Annotated in this window: 16 protein-coding genes; 11 read left to right on the top strand and 5 right to left on the bottom strand. The window is 75.1% G+C overall.

Translation table 11 applies throughout. The features are described from left to right. The first annotated feature begins 190 nt into the window (after nt 1-190). The gene (locus KIN34_RS04035) at nt 191-757 is read left to right on the top strand and encodes a hypothetical protein (protein ID WP_214347008.1); all 567 of its coding nucleotides are present in this window, start codon (nt 191-193) and stop codon (nt 755-757) included. Nucleotides 758-778: 21 nt separating this feature from the next. Here KIN34_RS04035 and KIN34_RS04030 read toward each other — a convergent pair whose 3' ends face one another. Further along, nucleotides 779-2,161, bottom strand: coding sequence for a pyridoxal phosphate-dependent decarboxylase family protein (locus KIN34_RS04030; RefSeq protein WP_214347004.1), 1,383 nt, complete (start codon nt 2,159-2,161; stop codon nt 779-781). A gap of 206 nt (nt 2,162-2,367) precedes the next feature. Between KIN34_RS04030 and sigK the strand changes: the two genes are divergently transcribed. Beyond that, nucleotides 2,368-2,946 (top strand): ECF RNA polymerase sigma factor SigK, encoded by a 579-nt coding sequence (gene sigK / locus KIN34_RS04025; protein WP_307858079.1) that lies wholly within the window; start codon nt 2,368-2,370, stop codon nt 2,944-2,946. Next, nucleotides 2,943-3,692: an anti-sigma factor gene (locus KIN34_RS04020; protein ID WP_214346998.1), complete on the top strand. Its 750-nt coding sequence runs from the start codon at nt 2,943-2,945 to the stop codon at nt 3,690-3,692. The genes sigK and KIN34_RS04020 overlap by 4 nt, the downstream gene beginning before the upstream one ends. A 160-nt stretch (nt 3,693-3,852) precedes the next feature. Here the strand turns inward: KIN34_RS04020 and KIN34_RS04015 are convergent, their stop codons facing one another. Then, nucleotides 3,853-4,587, bottom strand: coding sequence for a fasciclin domain-containing protein (locus KIN34_RS04015; RefSeq protein ID WP_214346996.1), 735 nt, complete (start codon nt 4,585-4,587; stop codon nt 3,853-3,855). Nucleotides 4,588-4,744: 157 nt separating this feature from the next. On the opposite strand from KIN34_RS04015, the gene KIN34_RS04010 reads away from it, so the two are divergent. The 3 genes from KIN34_RS04010 to KIN34_RS04000 all read left to right on the top strand — a co-directional run bounded on the left by KIN34_RS04010 (nt 4,745) and on the right by KIN34_RS04000 (nt 7,956). After that, entirely contained in the window at nt 4,745-6,643 is a 1,899-nt protein-coding gene (locus KIN34_RS04010) for a cytochrome c biogenesis protein DipZ (protein WP_237689035.1), read from the top strand. An 84-nt stretch (nt 6,644-6,727) separates the two neighbouring features. Beyond that, nucleotides 6,728-7,357 carry a hypothetical protein gene (locus tag KIN34_RS04005; RefSeq protein WP_214346993.1) on the top strand — a complete coding sequence of 210 codons (630 nt, stop codon included), beginning with the start codon at nt 6,728-6,730 and terminating at the stop codon, nt 7,355-7,357. Beyond that, a complete protein-coding gene (locus KIN34_RS04000; RefSeq protein ID WP_214346990.1) occupies nt 7,354-7,956 on the top strand; it encodes a hypothetical protein in 603 nt (200 codons plus the stop codon). The genes KIN34_RS04005 and KIN34_RS04000 overlap by 4 nt, the downstream gene beginning before the upstream one ends. Before the next feature lie 256 nt (nt 7,957-8,212). On the opposite strand, the gene KIN34_RS03995 is transcribed toward KIN34_RS04000, so the two are convergent. Then, nucleotides 8,213-9,034: a serine/threonine-protein kinase gene (locus KIN34_RS03995; RefSeq protein WP_214346987.1), complete on the bottom strand. Its 822-nt coding sequence runs from the start codon at nt 9,032-9,034 to the stop codon at nt 8,213-8,215. Nucleotides 9,035-9,169: 135 nt separating this feature from the next. Next, complete coding sequence (purN, locus tag KIN34_RS03990; RefSeq protein ID WP_214346984.1) at nt 9,170-9,790, bottom strand: phosphoribosylglycinamide formyltransferase; 621 nt, start codon at nt 9,788-9,790, stop codon at nt 9,170-9,172. 80 nt (nt 9,791-9,870) lie between these two features. Here purN and KIN34_RS03985 point away from each other — a divergent pair, with 80 nt between their 5' ends. From KIN34_RS03985 to KIN34_RS03965, 5 genes are all read left to right on the top strand, one after another. Beyond that, nucleotides 9,871-10,218 (top strand): hypothetical protein, encoded by a 348-nt coding sequence (locus tag KIN34_RS03985; RefSeq protein WP_307858078.1) that lies wholly within the window; start codon nt 9,871-9,873, stop codon nt 10,216-10,218. 146 nt (nt 10,219-10,364) lie between these two features. Further along, nucleotides 10,365-12,620, top strand: a complete 2,256-nt coding sequence (locus KIN34_RS03980; RefSeq protein ID WP_214346982.1) for a glycoside hydrolase domain-containing protein — start codon at nt 10,365-10,367, stop codon at nt 12,618-12,620. After that, nucleotides 12,617-13,927, top strand: coding sequence for a glycosyltransferase (locus KIN34_RS17275; protein WP_214346979.1), 1,311 nt, complete (start codon nt 12,617-12,619; stop codon nt 13,925-13,927). The genes KIN34_RS03980 and KIN34_RS17275 overlap by 4 nt, the downstream gene beginning before the upstream one ends. Nucleotides 13,928-14,082: 155 nt before the next feature. Beyond that, entirely contained in the window at nt 14,083-15,108 is a 1,026-nt protein-coding gene (locus tag KIN34_RS03970) for a LacI family DNA-binding transcriptional regulator (RefSeq protein WP_214351756.1), read from the top strand. A 265-nt stretch (nt 15,109-15,373) separates the two neighbouring features. Further along, entirely contained in the window at nt 15,374-16,798 is a 1,425-nt protein-coding gene (locus KIN34_RS03965; protein ID WP_214346976.1) for a glycoside hydrolase family 10 protein, read from the top strand. A gap of 61 nt (nt 16,799-16,859) precedes the next feature. Here KIN34_RS03965 and KIN34_RS03960 read toward each other — a convergent pair whose 3' ends face one another. After that, entirely contained in the window at nt 16,860-17,471 is a 612-nt protein-coding gene (locus tag KIN34_RS03960; RefSeq protein ID WP_214346973.1) for a TetR/AcrR family transcriptional regulator, read from the bottom strand. Nucleotides 17,472-17,536: the final 65 nt, after the last annotated feature.

Raw genomic sequence — 17,536 nt, 5'->3', positions numbered from 1 at the left:
GCGGACGGTGCCGGGCACGTCCCGCCACCGTCGATCCGTCTCGATGGTATCCGCGAGGCGCCTCCGGGGTGGCGCGCGCCGCCCGCGCGCCCCGTGCGAGGTGCCGCCGGTGGGGGCGGGATCGGGGGGATCGTCCCGGTCCCGGCGCGCCGGGACGCCCCGTGTCAGTGGTCGGGCGCACCCTGGGGACATGGTGACGATCTCCTGCTCCTGCGGCGCCACGGCGACCTCGCGGCGCAACCCCCTGGCCGGCATGACGCTCGCCGAGCGGCTGGAGCGCGTCCGCACGGCGTGGAGCGCGCACGACGGCTTCCTCACCCTGGAGCTGGACGCGGCGTGGCACCCCGGCTCGTCCGAGCCGGACCCGTCCTGCGTGGTGCTGGTGGACATGGACGCGCTGGACGCGTGCGCCGGGCTGGGTGCGCAGGAGGGCGAGGGCATCGCGGCCCTGCTCCGGCTCGCGCACGTCCACGGGCGCGTGCTGCCGCCGGTCGTCGAGGTCGGCGCCGTCCGGTTCCGGGTCACGCCCGCGGAGGACTTCGTGGGCGAGGTGACGTACCTGGTCCACGAGGGCGCGCGCACCCTGCTCGAGGTCACCTGCCGCTACGGCGGGCGCAGCGAGCTCGCGGCGCTCGTCGAGCTGTACCGGTCGCACGGACCGGCCGCGGTCGTGCAGGTGGACGGGCTCGCCGGCCGGCTGGGGCTGCCCGCCGCGATCGAGGGCGTCACCCGCGCCCGGACCGCGTCGGTCGCCTGAGCGCCGCCCGGGTCCGGTCCCTCACGCGGTGCGGTCGACCGTCCCGAGTGCGCGGCGGACGGCGTCGACCGTGCGTCGCACCTCGGCCGCGTCCGTCCACGCGTTGCTGACGGAGAAGCGCAGCACCTCCACGCCCCGCCACCGCGAGGTCGAGGCGTACGCCTCCCCGTCGTCGCGCAGCGCCGCGGCGACGGCCGCGGTGCGCTCGTCGTCCCCGAACGTCACGCACACCTGCGTGTAGACGACGTCGTTGAGCACGGCGACGCCCGGCACGTCGCGCAGCGCGGCGGCCAGGTCCTGCGCCGCGTCGACCAGGCCGTCGACGAGCGCGACCACGCCGGAGCGGCCGAGGGTCGCGAGCGTCGCCCAGACCGGGACGCCGCGGGCTCGTCGGGACATCTCGGGGACGAGCGTCCACGGGTCGTGCCCGGTTGCCGTGTCGACCAGGTAGCTCGCCTGGGCGCCGAGCGCCGCCACGGCGTCGGCCGGCCGCGAGACGATCGCGAGCCCGCAGTCGTACGGCGTGTTGAGGGTCTTGTGCGCGTCGGTGGCCCACGAGTCCGCGTCCGCGAGGCCGTCCGCGAGGTGCGCCAGGCGCGGCGAGGCGGCCGCCCACAGCCCGAAGGCGCCGTCGACGTGCACCCACGCGCCGTGGGCGTGCGCGGCGCGCGCGGCCGACCCGACGTCGTCGAACGCTCCCGAGTGGAGGTTGCCCGCCTGCAGGACCACGATCGTCGGGCCGGTGGTGTCCGCCAGCGCCGTGGCCAGCGCGGGGACGTCGACCCGGCCCTGGTCGTCGGCGGGGGCCAGCTCGGCCGACCCCAGGCCCAGGTAGCGCAGCGCCAGGTCCACGGAGCCGTGCCGCTCCGCGCCGGCCAGGACCCGCACGTGCGGGGCCCCGGACAGGCCGTCGCGCTCCACGTCCCACCCGGCGTCGGCCAGCACGCGGTGCCGGGCCGCGGCGAGCGCCGCGAAGTTCGCCGCGGTCGCGCCCGTGGTGAAGCCGACGCTCGCGCTCGCCGGCAGGCCCAGCAGGTCGAGCAGCCAGGTGCCCGCGAGCTCCTCGACCGCGGCCGTGCCCGGCATGGTGGTGCGCATCGCGGCGTTCTGGTCCCACGCGGTGACCAGCCAGTCGGCGGCGAGCGCGACCGGGTGCGTGCCGCCGATCACCCACCCGTAGAAGCGCGGCGACTGGCTGCCGATCAGCGCGGGCTCGACCGCGGCGACCAGGCGGCCGACGACGTCGACCGCCGCCTGCGGGTCCGGGGGCAGCGTGGCGCCGAGCGCCTCCTGCACCGTCGCCACGTCCGCCGCGGGGGCGATCGGACGTTCCGCGACACGGCTGAGCCAGTCCTTCGCGCGGGCGACGGCGAGGTCGACCGCGGACTCGTCGGTGAGGTCCATGCCGAGCAGGAGCCGGCACGCGCCCGCCAGATGCACCCGGCGTGGCGCGGGTCACCCGCCGCGGACCCATCCGCGCCCCTCGTCGTGACGAACCACGGACGACCCACCGGAGGCGACCGATGTCCACGACCCTCGCGGTGCGCGTCGCGGGACCGTTCCGGGTGCCCGGCGCGCGTCCGCGCCACCGACAGGAGACACTGACCCGCGTGCCGACCGACGACCCGCCCGTGCGTGCGCCCGACCGCGCCGCCGACGCGCTCGTCCAGGACGTCGCGCGCGGGGACCAGGGCGCGTTCGCGCGGCTGTACGACCTGCTGGGTTCGGCCGTCTTCGGCGTGTGCCTGCGCGTGCTGCGGGACCCGGACCACGCGGCCGAGGTGGCGCAGGAGGTCTGGCTCGAGGTGTGGCGGGGTGCGGCGCGGTTCGACGAGCAGCTCGGCACCGCCCGGACGTGGACGCTGACGACCGCGCACCGCCGCGCGGTCGACCGGGTCCGGTCGGTGCAGGCGCAGCGCGACCGGGACCAGCACGACCTCGACCTGCAGCCCGCGCGCCCGTTCGACGAGGTCGCCGAGAGCGTCGAGACGTCCCTCGAGCGCGTGCGCGTGCAGCACTGCCTGGAGACGCTCACCGACACGCAGCGGCGCGCGGTGGAGCTGGCCTACTACGGCGGCCGCACCTACCGTGAGGTCGCCGACGAGCTCGGGGCCGCCCTGCCGACGGTGAAGTCCCGGATCCGGGACGGTCTGCTGCGGCTGCGCACCTGCCTGGGGGTGAGCGCATGAGGGACGACGAGACGCGCGAGCTGCTCGGCGCGTACGCCCTGGACGCCGTCTCCGACGACGAGCGGCGGGCCGTCGACGCGCTCGTCGCACGCGACCCCGACGCGGCGGCCGAGCTCGCCGAGCTGCGCGCGGCCGCGGCCGACCTGGCCACGGCGCTCGCCGCCGAGCCCCCCGCCGACCTGCGCGGACGCGTCCTCGCGGCCGCCGCGGCGACCCCTCAGGGCGACGCGCAGCGCGTCGACGAGGTCCGCGCGGCGGACGAGAGCGAGGTCGCGGCCGTCGTGCCGCTCGCGCCGCGCCGTCGGACGCCCGCCCGCTGGGCGGCGATCGCGGCCGCGGTCGCGATCGGCGCCGCGATCCCGGCCGGCCTGGCGGTGCAGCAGCACCGGGAGCTCGACGCGATGCGGACCGAGCAGGCGCACCTGGCCGCGATGCTCAAGGACCCCGACGCGGAGATGATGCACGCCGACGTCGCGGGCGGCGGGACGGCCTCGGCCCTCGTCGCGACCGACGGCGCGGTGTTCATGACGCAGGACCTGCCGGACCCGGCACCCGGTCACGTCTACCAGCTGTGGGTGGTCGCGACCGGCGACCCCGTCTCCGCGGGGATGATGGCCGAGGGCGGCTCGCAGACCGCGATGGTCGTCGACGACTTCGTCGAGGGCGCCGCGCTCGCGATGACGCTCGAGCCGGCCGGGGGCTCGCCGCAGCCCACGACGGACCCGCTCGTCGTCCTCGCCTCCTGACGGCCACGCCCGTCGCCCGCCCGACGCAGCCACCAAGCACGACGCAGCCCCCTCGACCGGCGGGCGAGGGGGCTGCGCGGGGTCGGTCGGGGAGCGACCGACCCGCAGGTCGGGCCGCCCGCGCAGGGGGCGCGGCGGGCGGCCCGACCGGGTCAGGAGGTCACATCGTCGACGGCGGCATCAGCACCGTGTCGATGAGGTAGACCGTGGCGTTGGCGGTGTGCACGCCGCCGCAGACCACCTTGGCGTCGCCGACCATGAGGTCGTCGCCCGAGCCGGTGACCTTCACGGTCTCGCCCTGCACGGTCTTGTGGTCACCGACGACCTGGTCCGGCGAGAGCTGCCCGGGCACGACGTGGTACGTGAGGATCGTGGTGAGGGTCTTGTCGTCGGTCTTCAGCGAGTCGATCGTCTTGCCGTCGATCTTCGCGAACGCGTCGTCGACCGGCGCGAACACCGTGAACTCGTCGCCGTTGAGCGTGTCGACCAGGTCGACCTTCGGGTTGAGCTGGCCGGAGACCGCGGCGGTCAGGGTGGTCAGCATCGGGTTGTTCGACGCGGCGACGGCCACGGGGTCGGTGGACATGCCCTCGACCGAGCCGGGACCGTCCGGCACCTGCTCGGCGTAGGCCGCACATCCGGGGCCGACGAGGTCCGCGGCCGGGTCGGCCATCATCGAGTCGTCGGTCGGCTCGTCGGTCATCGCGTCGTCCGTCATGTCGTCGGTCATCGAGTCGTCGGTCATGGCGTCGTCCGGCATGGCCGACTCGGACTGCATGGGCGCGTCGGCGGTGTCGTCGTCGCCCGACGAGCACGCGGTGAGCGTGAGGCCGACGACGCCCGCGAACACGGCGGCGCTGATGCGGGTGGTTCGGGTCCTGGTGCTGGTGCGCATGGGTCCACTCCCTCGTTCCGATCCATCTGACGGCGCCCCGGCGGGGCGGTCATGGCAGGGGTTCGGGGCGGTGCGCGCGGCGGATGGGTCCGATCTGCGACGGGTTCCGGGGGCTCGTCGCACCCATCCGCCGCCGTCCCGGCCGCGAACCGGTGGCATGGACCTGCTCACGCTCGCGCTCATCGGCCTGGTCGGCGGCCTGGTCACGGGGATCTCGCCGTGCATCCTGCCGGTGCTGCCGGTCGTCTTCTTCTCCGGCGGCGTCGAGGGCGCCCGGTCCCGACCGCGTGGGGTGACGGTCGCGTCGGCACCCGCCGGCGGCGGCACGTCCGCGGGCCCCCGGGTGGGCGCGATGGCGCAGCCGTCGTTCCTCACCCAGGGGCGCGCGGCGGGCACCGCGACGCTGCCCGTCCCGGGTGACGCGCCTGCGGGCGACCCGCCGGCCGGGGGCGCGGCGTCCGACGAGCCGGCACCGCGGCGCGGCGCGGGGAGCCGCCCCTACCTCGTGGTCGCCGGGCTGGTCACGAGCTTCACGCTCGCGACGCTCGTCGGGACGCTGCTGCTCAACGCGCTGCACCTGCCGCAGGACCTGCTGCGGTGGGCGGGCATCGCCGTGCTCGTCGTGATGGGCCTCGCGCTCCTGGTGCCGGGTCTCGAGGAGATCGTGGAGCGGCCGTTCGCCCGGCTCGCGCCGCGCCGGGCGCCCGGTGCGGGCCGCGGCGGGTTCGTGCTCGGCCTGGGGCTCGGGGCGGTGTACGTGCCGTGCGCGGGCCCGGTGCTCGCGGCGATCACCGTGGCGGGGGCGACGGGCGAGGTCGGCCTGGGGACCGTGGTCCTCACGGTCGCGTTCGCCGTCGGCGCGGCGATCCCGCTGCTGCTGCTGGCGCTCGCGGGCCGGCGTGCGGCGGAGCGGATCGCGGCCTTCCGGACGCGGCAGCGCCTGTTCCGGGCGATCGGCGGCGCGACGATGCTCGTGCTCGCGCTGGCCCTCGCGCTCAACCTGACCGACGCGCTGCAGCGCGCGCTGCCCGGCTATACGGAGCAGCTGCAGGACCGGATCGCCGCCAACGAGACGGTCCAGCGCAGCCTCGACCTCGGCGGCCTGGTCACCGAGGAGAACGAGGGCCTGAGCCGCTGCACGGACGACTCACCGGAGCTGCAGGACTGCGGCCCGGCACCCGAGCTGCGCGGCATCGACACGTGGCTCAACTCCGACCCGCTGGCGCTCGCGGACCTGCGCGGCAGGGTGGTGCTGGTCGACTTCTGGGCGTACTCCTGCATCAACTGCCAGCGGTCCACGCCGCACCTGGTCGCGTGGGACGAGGCGTACCGCGACGCGGGCCTCGTCGTGATCGGCGTGCACACGCCCGAGTACGCCTTCGAGCGCGAGACGCGCAACGTCGAGGAGGGCGCGCGCCGGTTCGGCATCACCTACCCGGTGGCGCAGGACAACTCCTACGCCACCTGGACCGCGTACCGGAACCGCTACTGGCCCGCGCGCTACCTGGTGGACGCGGACGGGCAGGTCCGGCAGGTGTCCCAGGGGGAGGGCGGGTACGACGAGACCGAGGACCTGATCCGTGAGCTCCTCGTGGCCGCGGACCCGGGCGTCGAGCTCCCGGAGCGGACCGACGTCGCCGAGGCGGAGCTCGGCTCCCGGACACCGGAGACCTTCCTCGGCATCGGCAAGCGGAACAACCTGGCGGGCGGGTACCGCGAGGGGGAGTCGACCTACAGGCTGCCCGCCGAGCAGCCCGCGGACACCGTGGCGCTCGGGGGGACGTGGACCACCGACTACCAGGGCGCGACGGCCGGCCCGGACGCAGCGCTGCGGCTGCGGTACCACGGCGACGTCGTCCGCATGGTCGTCGGCGGGGAGGGGCAGGTGCGGGTGACGGTCCGCGACGACGAGGGTGCGGTGGTCGACCGCCGCACCGTGGACGTCTCCGGCCCGCCGGACGGCCGCGACCTGGTGCGGGACGACGGCCCGGGCGCGGGCACGCTCGAGATCGCCCTGGACCCGGGCCTGCAGGTCTACTCGTTCACGTTCGGCTGAGCGGCATGCGTCGATCCGGCCACGACACGATGACGGATCGGCTTCACGGCCGCGGCGCCCCGCTCGGGGCCCTAGCCTGCACGGATGCGGGCCGTGGAGCACCGAGCAGGTCGTTGGCGCGCGGCTGCCGTCGCCGCCGTGCTCGTCGCCGGGGGCGTCGCGACGGTCGCGACCACGGCTCCGCTCGAGCGGTGCCCGGAGCCCACGTCCGAGGTCACGGCGAGCGCGTTCTTCGGGGACCAGGAGTACGACGACCCGCGCGCCCGTGCTGCGGATCCGAGCACGGGTGCCGTTGCGGGGTTCACGGTCGCGGATGCCCAGGTCCGCGTCCCGTCCTGCGTCGCCGCGAGCGGGAGCACGGCGGAGGTCTCGGTGTCGATGGACTACGCGGCGGCGGGCGATGCGCCCTCGGGGCCGGGCGACATCGAGGACGTCGGCGCGGGGATGCGGATCACGGACGGCGACGGCCTCACGTGGCCGGCGCGTGACGTGCACGCCTACCCCGGCAGCCCGGCGCAGGATGGCCGGGCCGCGATCCCCGCGACCCTCTCGGTGAGCTTCGGCCTGCCCGTCGACATCGCGAGTCCCGTGGTCCTCCACCTCGGCGGCCCTGAGGACGACGTCCTGTCGCTGGACCCCGGTCTGCGCGCCGACCCGAGCCCCGAGTCGGGACGCCTGCCGGGCGACCGTGCCGACGTGAGCGCGCTCCGGTGAGCGGGTCACCCGGGCGCCGGGTCCGTGGCGACCTCGTGCTGCACCCGGTCGCCCTCGTGTCGCTCGGCGTGCTGCTGCTGAACGACCACGTGCTCAAGGCGGCGGCACCGGGGTGGGTCACCGGCAAGCTGTCCGACGTCGCGGGCCTGGCGTTCTTCCCGTTCCTGGTCGTCGCGCTCGCCGACGTGCTGCGACGCCGCGGGCGACCGGGAGTGGTGACCGCCTGCGTCGCAGCGGTGGTGACCGCCGGCGGGTTCGCGGCCGTGAAGCTCGCCGCGCCGATGCGGGAGGCGTTCGTCGGGCTCGTCGGCTGGGTGCGGTTCCCCGTCGACGCCGTCCTCTCGGGTGCGGCCTACCCGCGGCCGCTCGTCGTCGTGCCCGACGCGAGCGACATCGTCGCGGTCCTCGCGTGCGCGGCCGTCGTCCTGGTGGTGGTCCGTCAGGCCGGGCCGCGGGGGGCCCGGCCCGTCGGTCCTGCGGACGGGCGCTGGCTGCGGACGTACGCGGCGACCTCGGCGAGGGTTGCCCACGGGACCTGGCGACGCACGTCGCGCACCGCCGCGAGCTCCCCGTGCGAGGCGATGAGGGCCCGCACCTGAGCCGGGTCCAGCGCCTCGAACGCCGCGTGCCGCTCGGCCGGGTACTGCGGACCCCGCGGCCTTCGCGGCAGCGCGGAAGCCAGCACGACGCCGCCGAGCAGAACCACCGCGGTGAGCACGCCCGACCAGGGTGCGATCGCGATCGCGGCCGCCGCGCTCACCACCAGGGCGAGCACGGCGAGGGCCAGCGTGGTCCACAGCCGCATCCGGCGCTCCCGACGGCGGGCCTGGTCGAGAGCGTCCTGGCTCGGCGTCGTCATGCGGGTCCCCCATGGGAGGTGCGGTCGGCGCCGGACCCGGACTCGGGTGCCGTCAGGTAGGCGAACACCTCGGCCAGCAGTGCCTCCTGTGCCTCCTGCGGCGGTGCCGCGAGCGTGAGACGCCGCTCGAGGTCGGCGCGCGCGGCGCGGGCTGCCTCGGTCAGCAGCGCGGACAGTGCGAGCCCGCTCGCCGCGGCCACGCGCATCCCGCGCAGCGTGCAGCCGACGAGCCCGCCCGCGCCGACCCGCACCTCGACCTCGCCGTCGAGCGCGACCCCGACGCCGGTCGCCGCGGGCACGTCGGCGCCCTGGGCCAGTGCCTGGTTGACCGCCGTGAGCGAGGCGATCGCGTCCTCCGCCACCTCGTCCAGCGAACGACGCACGCCCCCGGACGTCGTGGCCGGCGGCGCCACGGACCCCCACGGTCCGTCGCCGGTCGGCCCGGTCGCCGCGACGTCCGTGCCGACCGCGCGCTCGAACGCGAGCCGCGCGCGCTCGTCGAGGGCGCGGCCCGCGGCGCCGGCCGCGGAGGTCACGGCCTCACCGAGCCCCGCCGGCGCGGCCCGGTGCTGCCAGCCGTCGATGACACGGATGCCGACGGGCACGCCCCGCGGGTCGACGCTCACGCACACCAGGCGCTCGGGGTCCCAGGCGCTGGTCTCCGCAGGGAGCGCGGCCCTGACGTGCTGCAGGGGACGCAGGGTCGCGGCAACCACGGCGTCGAGGTCCGGGGACAGGTCCGGGGGCAGGTCCGGGGACAGGGCTCGCGAGCCCGGAACGAGGGCTGCGGTGCGCACGGCACCGTGCGGGTGGGACATGCGGGCTCCACGTCGTCGGCGGCACCTGCGACCCGGACGGACCGGACAGGTCAGACCCGCACTCTGACGCGTCGCGCGACCGTTGGCCACCCGCGCGCAGCATCTGTGGACAACCGGGACCGTCCGGGACCCTCGTCAGGCCGAATGGCCCTCGGTCCCGCCACAGCGCTCGGCGAGCCAGCCGAGCAGGAGCGCCTTCTCGGCGGCCTGGACGCGGGCGCGCAGGCTCGCGACGTCGTCGTCGGGCTCGACCGGCACCACCGCGCGAGCCAGCACGGGACCCTCGTCGTACTCGGCCGTGACGACGTGCACGGACGCGCCCGTCTCCCGTGCCCCGTCCGCGAGGACCGCCGCGTGCACGCGGTCGCCGTACATGCCGACGCCGCCGTACGCGGGCAGCAGCGCCGGGTGCGTGTTCACCACCTCGCCCGCCCACCGGGCGAGCGTCCGCGGTCCGAGCTTCTTCATGTAGCCGGCCAGCACGACGAGGTCGGCGTCCGCCTCCTCGAGCGCGGCGAGCATCGCGGCGTCCAGCTCGTCGGGGTCCAGGTGCGTCACGCCGCTCAGGTGCCGGGTGGGCACCCCGCGCCGGCGCGCGTGCTCGAGCGCCCCCGAACCGCTGTTGTTGCTGATCACCAGGCACACCGTGCCCGCCAGGGACCGCCCCGCGGCGTCCATGATCGCCGCGGCGGTGGAGCCGGTGCCCGACGCGAGCAACGCGATCCGGACAGGACGGTGGTCAGCGCTCGCGGTCACCGCGTCAGCATAGGGAACCGGCGCCCGGTCACGTCCCGGCACGGCCGCCGTGGGCGGACCCCGCCGCTATCGTCACGGGCGTGCCGAGCGAGCAGGACGAGATGCGTCAGCCCGATCCCGCCGCACGTCCGCGGGTGGTGTGCCTCTGCGGCTCGCTGCGGTTCCCGCACGTGTTCGAGGCCGAGCGGCGGCGCCTGACGTCGCTGGGCGTGATCGTGCTCGGTCCCGAGCCGGTCGACGGCGAGGTGACGCCGGACCGGCGCGCGGCGCTGAGCGAGCTCCACCGCAGGCGCATCGACCTGGCCGACGAGGTCCGCGTGGTGAGCGAGGGCGGCTACGTCGGCTCGGCGACGCGTCGCGAGATCGCGTACGCACGCGCGCACGGCAAGGCCGTCAGCACGGTGGAGCCGGCACTCGAACTGGGGTGACGGCCGCGTCCGGCGTGTCGTCGGGCGGACCGTGACCTGCGCGCAACACGCTCGTCACACCACGCTCGTACCGTCGCGCCAACGGGGCAAGGACAGCGCGGTCGCACCGCACCGCCGCCACCCCGCGGACGGGGAGGAGCGCCGGGGTGTTCGAGCACGTCGACCCGTTCATCGGCACGGACGTCACCGCGCTGCCGCCGCAGAGCGGGCTGGCCGCCAGCTGGTGGTGGCCCAAGCCGCAGGTCGGCAACACGCACCCGGGCGCGACGTACCCGTTCGGGATGGTCTCGGCGTGCGCGTACTCGGGCGCGTACCCGACGGGCTACGGACGCTACGACCTGTCGACCGAGGGCCTCCCGCCGGTGCTGCACGACGGGCTCGTCGCGAGCGGGTTCACGCACTTCCAGCAGTCCGGAACGGGCGCGATCCGCAAGTACTACAACTACTTCCGCGTGACGCCGATGCTGCGTCCGCTGGACGACCTGGGCCAGGTCTGGGACATCGTCGAGGAGCACGCGGAGCCGGGGTACTACGCGGCGACGCTGAGCTCGGGGATCCGCGCGGAGATCACGGTGGGGCCCAAGTCCGCGGTGCACCGCTACACCTTCCCCGCGCACCACGACGCGCGGGTGGTCATCGACTTCTCCCTCGGCGGCCTGGACATCCCGTACGGGCGGACGGTGCCGCTGCGCGCGCACCTCGCGTCGGTGGGGCCGGGCTGTGCCGAGGGCGAGGTGGTCGTCGAGGGGGCGCCGCTGGCGGTGCGCGTCGAGTGCGACGCCCCGCAGTGGCGGCAGATGCTCTGGTACGACCGTCGGCTCATGCCCGGGGGCACCCGCCTGGACTTCGACCGCATCCGTCCGACGACGCTGCGGCCCTTCGGGCTCATGTGGGCGGGCCCCGCCGAGCCGGGCCAGGTGGTGGAGCTGCGGTTCGGGTTCTCGCTGCGCGGCGCGGAGCAGGCCCGGGAGTCGCTGCACCGGGAGTGCGGCCCCGGTCCCGGGGTCCCGTCCTTCGAGGTCCGACGAGCCGCCACGCAGGACGCGTGGCGCGAGCAGCTGGCCAAGGTCGCGGTGGACACGCCCTCGTCGGACAAGCAGACCGTGCTCGCGACCGCGCTGTACCACTCGCTCGTCAAGCCGTGCCTGGCACCCGACGAGTCGCCGTTCTGGCCCACGCCCGGTCCGTTCGCCTTCGACCTGTCGACGATGTGGGACATCTACCGCACGCACCTGCCCCTGATGACGGCGCTGGTCCCGGACAAGGCCGTCGAGCTGGCCAACGCGCTGCTCCAGATCGCGGAGGAGGAGGGCAACCTGCCGATCGGGTACCGGATGGCACGCGGCGCGGACCGGTTCTCGCGGCAGGGCTCCGCGCTCGCCCACACGTTCCTGGCGGACGTGTGCGCGCTGGGGCTGCCGGGCGTCGACTGGGACTGGGCGCTGGTGCACATGCACGACGACCTGCGCCGCACCTACGGCGAGGAGTACCTGCAGCGCGGGATCACCCACCCGGTGAGCCACACGCTGGACCTGGCGTTCGGCTACTGGTGCACCGCGATCGTGGCGGCCCGTGCGGGCGACCTCACGCTCGTCGACCAGTTCAGCGCGCTCGCCGGGGGCTGGACCACCGCGTTCGACCCGGCCACCGGACTGCTCGTCGACTCCACCTGGTACGAGGGCGGCAAGTGGAACTACTCGTTCCGGCTGCTGCACGACATGGCGTCGCGCGTCGCGCTCGCCGGCGGTGACGAGGCGTTCGTCGGGATGCTCGACCGGTTCTTCGGGTTCGGCGCGCCGCCGGTGCGCCAGCCGGGCCTGCTCCCGGGGCTCGACGAGCTGGCCGCGGGCTACGCACTGGACCGGTTCGAGGGGCTGAACAACGAGCCGGACATGGAGGCGCCCTGGGCGTACATGTACGCGGGCCGGCCGGACCGCACCGCGCAGGTGGTGCACGACGTGGTGCAGCAGCAGTTCGGCACGGGCCGCGGCGGGCTGCCCGGCAACGACGACTCCGGCGGGCTGTCCTCCTGGTACGTGTGGGCGTCGCTCGGCCTGTTCCCGGTCGCCGGCCAGAACCTGTTCCTGCTCAACGCGCCCGCGTGGCGGGAGGCGCGCCTGGACCTCGGCGGTGCCGCGCTCACGGTGGAGACCACCGGGTTCGTCGAGCCCGAGGCCGGTGGGCCGCCGCAGCACGTGCAGTCCGTCCACCTCGACGGCGAGCCGCTCGACCGGCCGTACCTGACCGGCGGCGAGCTGCACCGCGGCGGCCGGCTCCTGATCGGCCTGGGGCCGGAACCGTCCGGCTGGGGCACCACGCACCGGCCACCCAGCTCACCCGCCCCGCCTACCCGCCCCGGCCGCGCCGGCCACCTGACCCCGCTCGAGAGGACGACACCGTGAGCACCGTCACCGCCACCCGCCCGGAGCGCCGCCTCGTCATCGTCGTGCGCGCCGACCCCGTCATCTGCGGCCACTCGGGCGAGGCCCGGAACCTGGCCGAGGCCGCGCTGCGCCGCGGGTTCGACGACGTCCGCATCGTCACCTGGCCGGTCGACCGGCTCCAGGAGGCCGGGCTGCCGCTCAAGCCGCTGGACGGCGTGCTGCCGTACAGCCCAGGCATCGTCGTGGAGCGACCCGGGCCCGTCGGCGACTACAAGGTGCCCGACGGCCGGTACCTCGCGGGGCTGACCGGGCGGCTCGTCGAGCTGTTCACCGACGGCGTCCCCACGGTCGCGCTGTCGCTCTACCTGTCCCCGCACTCCACCGCGGTGGACGACGCGGTCACGGCGGCTCGTCGGACCGGCCTGCCGGTGGACGTCGTCACGGTCGCCGAGGCCGTGGGCTCCGACGTGACCAACGTGGTGCGCGCCTGCGTCGAGGAGGACCGCTTCGGGGCCGCCGCGCACGTGCTGACCCAGTACCTGGCGCACGACGTGTGCCTCGCGGTCTCGCAGTACACGCGCGACCTCGTCGTCGCCGAGGCCGCCGCCCTGGACGCGCGGCACGGGACGCGTTTCGCCGAGCAGTGCGCCGCGCGCGTCGCGGTGTCCTACCCGGCGGTCGACGTGGGCGCGTACCTCGCCCGCGACGACGACGAGACCGACGGGGTGCTCGCCGCCCGGGGCCTGACCCGCGGTGGGTACGTGCTGTACCTGTCGCGCCTCGCCCACGCCAAGGGCGTCGACGACCTCATCGACGGCTACGTGCGCTCGGGCGCGCCCGCGGCCGGGCAGCGGCTGGTCGTCGCGGGCAACGGTCCCCAGGCGGCCGAGCTGCGCGCGCAGGCCGCGGGCACGCCGGTCGCGGACCTCATCACGTTCCTCGACGACGTGCCGGACGACGAGAAGGGGCACCTCATGGCCGGCTGCACGGCGTTCGTGCTGCCCTCCAAGCCGCGCCCCGAGTTCGTCGAGACGTTCGGCATCGCGCTGGTCGAGAGCATGCTCTCGGGCGGCGGCCCGGTGATCACCACGGTCACGGGCGGGATCGGCGAGGCGGTCGGCGACACCGCGCTCGTCGTCCCCGTCTCCGACCCGGGCGCGATCGCCGCCGCGCTGGACCGCGTGCTGGCGATGCCGTCCGACGAGCGCGCCGCCTGGTCGCAGCGTGCCCGCGAGTACGCGCTGCAGTTCGACCGTGCGGTGGTGCTCGACCACATCCTGACCCGGGTGGCCGCGGTCCGCCGCACCCCCGCACTCACCCGGTGAGACCGGGCCAGGAGTGCCGCGCTCGGCCGCGCGTCGCCGGTGACGAGGCGCGGCCACGGGACCGGTGGGCGGCGTCCGGCGTCGGATAGATTGCGGCTGCCGCGGGACGGACGGGCGCGCCGTGCGACGACGCGAGGGGGTGGGCCGTGGTCACGATGGCCGACGTCGCGCGGCGTGCGGGCGTCTCCACGAAGACCGTCTCGAACGTCCTGAGCGGCAACGTCCCGGTCAGCGGCGCCACGCGCGAGCGGGTGCTCGGCGCGGTGGACGACCTGGGCTACGAGATCAACGTGACGGCGCGGATCCTGCGCCGCGGGCGCAGCGGCCTGATCGGGTTGGCGGTCCCCGAGCTCGGCCAGCCGTACTTCGGGGAGCTGGCCGACGAGGTGCTCGCGGCGGCCCGTCGGCACGGGCTGCACGTGCTGATCGAGCCGACCGGCTTCGCGCGGGAGCACGAGCTCGCCGCGCTCCGCGTGCCGCGCCGGCGCCTGCTCGACGGCCTGATCTTCAGCCCGGCCGCGCTCGACCAGGGCGACGTGGCGGTGCTCGAGGGGCTCGACTACCCCCTGGTGCTCCTCGGTGAGCAGATCTTCTCGCCGCGCGTCGACCACGTCACGATGCACAACGTCGACGGCGCACGCACGGCGACGGACCTGCTGCTCGACGCGGGCCGCCGGCACATCGCGGCCCTCGGGATCCTGAGTGCGCCGACGGCGGGCGCGTCGCGCCTGCGGTTCCAGGGCTACCGGGAGGCCCTCGCGGCGCGCGGGATCGGCGTCGACGAGCGGCTCCTGGGCCGGGCCGACGAGGGCTGGCACCGCGCGAACGGTGCGCGGGCGATGGCGTCCGTGCTCGACTCGGGCGTGGCGGTGGACGGCGTCGTGGCGTTCAACGATGCGCTCGCGATCGGCGCGATGCACGAGCTGCAGGTGCGCGGGCACGCCATCCCGCGGGACGTCGCCGTGGTCGGGTTCGACGACATCGAGGACGCCCGGTTCTCGGTCCCGTCGTTGACGACGATCGACCCGGGACGACGCGAGGTCGCGCAGGTCGCGGTCGACGTGCTGCGCCGCCGGCTCGACGAGCGGGAGACGCCGCACCTGACGGGCACGCCGCCCGTGCGTCACCTGGCCGCGCTGCGGCTCGTCGAGCGCGACAGCACGCCCCCGCGCCGGGCCTGACGCAGCATCTCGTCGGGCTCACACGACCCGATACTTGCGATCCGGGGACGGGCCGCCGGTTCGTGACAGACGAGCGACGTCTCCAACGTACCGCCGGCCAGCGTGGATTACACCGGTGAAGTCACCCGAAAGTGTACCTAAACGCTTCGAATCAGCGTGCGAAAGTATCTGACCCCGCTCCGACTCTTGACCCTGCTCGTCGGCGGGACGAAAGGTGGCCTGCCGGGTGATCCGCACCCCGGCGACAACCGATGAGGAGGGATCGATGACGACCCCACAGCACCGACACCCCGGCGGCGGCAGCCGCCGAGCGGCCGCTCTCGTGGGCGGCCTCGCCGCGGCGGCGATCGCCGTCACGCTCGCCGTCCCGGCGCAGGCGGCCGGGAGCACCCTGCAGGCGGCCGCTGCCGAGACCGGCCGGTACTTCGGCACCGCGATCGCGGCCGGCCGGCTGAACGACGGCACGTACACGGGCATCGCGAACCGTGAGTTCAACATGATCACGGCCGAGAACGAGATGAAGATGGACGCGACGGAGCCGTCGCAGAACCAGTTCAGCTACGGGAACGGCGACCGGATCCTGAGCTGGGCGCAGCAGAACGGGAAGCGGGTGCGCGGCCACGCGCTCGCCTGGCACTCGCAGCAGCCGGGCTGGATGCAGAACATGTCCGGCAGCGCGCTGCGCAGCGCGATGCTCAACCACGTCACCCAGGTCGCGACGCACTACCGGGGCAAGATCTACGCCTGGGACGTCGTCAACGAGGCGTTCGCCGACGGCTCGTCGGGCGGACGCCGCGACTCGAACCTGCAGCGCACCGGCAACGACTGGATCGAGGCCGCCTTCCGGGCCGCCCGCGCCGCGGACCCGAACGCCAAGCTCTGCTACAACGACTACAACACCGACAACTGGTCGCACGCCAAGACCCAGGGCGTCTACACCATGGTCCGTGACTTCAAGTCGCGCGGCGTGCCGATCGACTGCGTCGGCTTCCAGGCGCACTTCAACTCGGGCAACCCGGTCCCGTCGAACTACGACACGACGCTGCGCAACTTCGCCAACCTGGGCGTGGACGTGCAGATCACCGAGCTCGACATCGAGGGCTCGGGCAGCTCCCAGGCGCAGCAGTACCAGGGCGTCGTGCAGGCGTGCCTCTCCGTCGCGCGCTGCACCGGCATCACGGTGTGGGGGGTGCGGGACAGCGACTCGTGGCGCGCCTCCGGCACGCCGCTGCTGTTCGACGGCAACGGCAACAAGAAGGCCGCCTACACGAGCGTCCTCAACCAGCTGAACTCCGGCGGCACCACCGTCCCGGGTGGTCCGACCGGCCAGCCGACGGACCCCACCGGCGAGCCCACGACGAACCCGACGACGCCGCCGCCGACCGGGGGAGGCAGCTGCACCGCGACCTACTCCGAGGGCCAGAAGTGGGGCGACCGGTTCAACGGCACGGTGACGATCCGCGCCAACGGCAACATCAGCAGCTGGACCTCGACCGTGACGGTCCGCTACCCGCAGAAGATCATCGCCACGTGGAACGGCTCGCCCACGTGGGACTCGAGCGGGAACGTCATGACGATGCGGCCGAGCGGGAGCGGTGCGCTCGCCTCCGGTCAGTCGACGTCGTTCGGGTTCACCGTGATGCACAACGGGAACTGGACCTGGCCGTCGGTCACCTGCTCCGCCTCGTGACGCACTGACGACGGGTGCCGACGGGCGCGGCCGGCCTCGAGCCGCCGCGCCCGTCGCCACGTCACCCGCCGGGCGCCTGGGCCAGGAGGTCGTCGACGCCGTGCTCGAGCGAGGCTCGGGCGACCTGCGGGTCGGTGAGGTAGGCCGCGACCATCGCCCCGTCGCGCAGCGCCATCCAGTGCCGTGCCGCGCCGGCCGCGTCGGGGTGGCCGCTCCGGGCAAAGGCGGTGCGGACCGCACCCTCGAGCCACGCGCGGTGCTCCAGGACGGCGACGCGCACCGCGCTCGTCGGGTCCGGGTACTCCGCGGCGGCGTTGATGAACGGGCACCCGCGGAACCCGGCGCCGCACACGGTGCGGCCGAGCTCCCTCGTCGTCGCGCGGAGCCACGCCCGGGCCTCGTCGGCCCCGCCGGGGGGCTCGCCCGCGTGCTCGCGCACCGCCCCGTCGGCGGCGCGCAGGTACGCCACGACGAGGTCGTCCTTGCCGGGGAAGTGCCGGTAGAACGTCGCGCGGGTCACGGCGGCCTCGGCGACGACGCGGTCGACGCCCACCGCGCGCACGCCGTCGCGGTAGAACAACGCGGCCGCGGTCCGCAGCAGGCGCTCGCGCGCGGCGGACGGCGGACGACCCGGGCTAGCGACCGGGGACGCGGAGTCGGGCTGGCTTGACATCGTCCCTCCTCGGGGTTGTAGTGGATCCTACAGAGAGAACGACCGTTCTATCTACCGACAGTCCC

It is taken from the genome of Cellulomonas fulva (assembly GCF_018531375.1).
In the GTDB taxonomy this organism is placed as follows: Bacteria; Actinomycetota; Actinomycetes; order Actinomycetales; family Cellulomonadaceae; genus Cellulomonas; species Cellulomonas fulva.
Note: the sequence above shows the minus strand (reverse complement) of the source record. Positions and strands in the feature narration are given on the sequence as shown.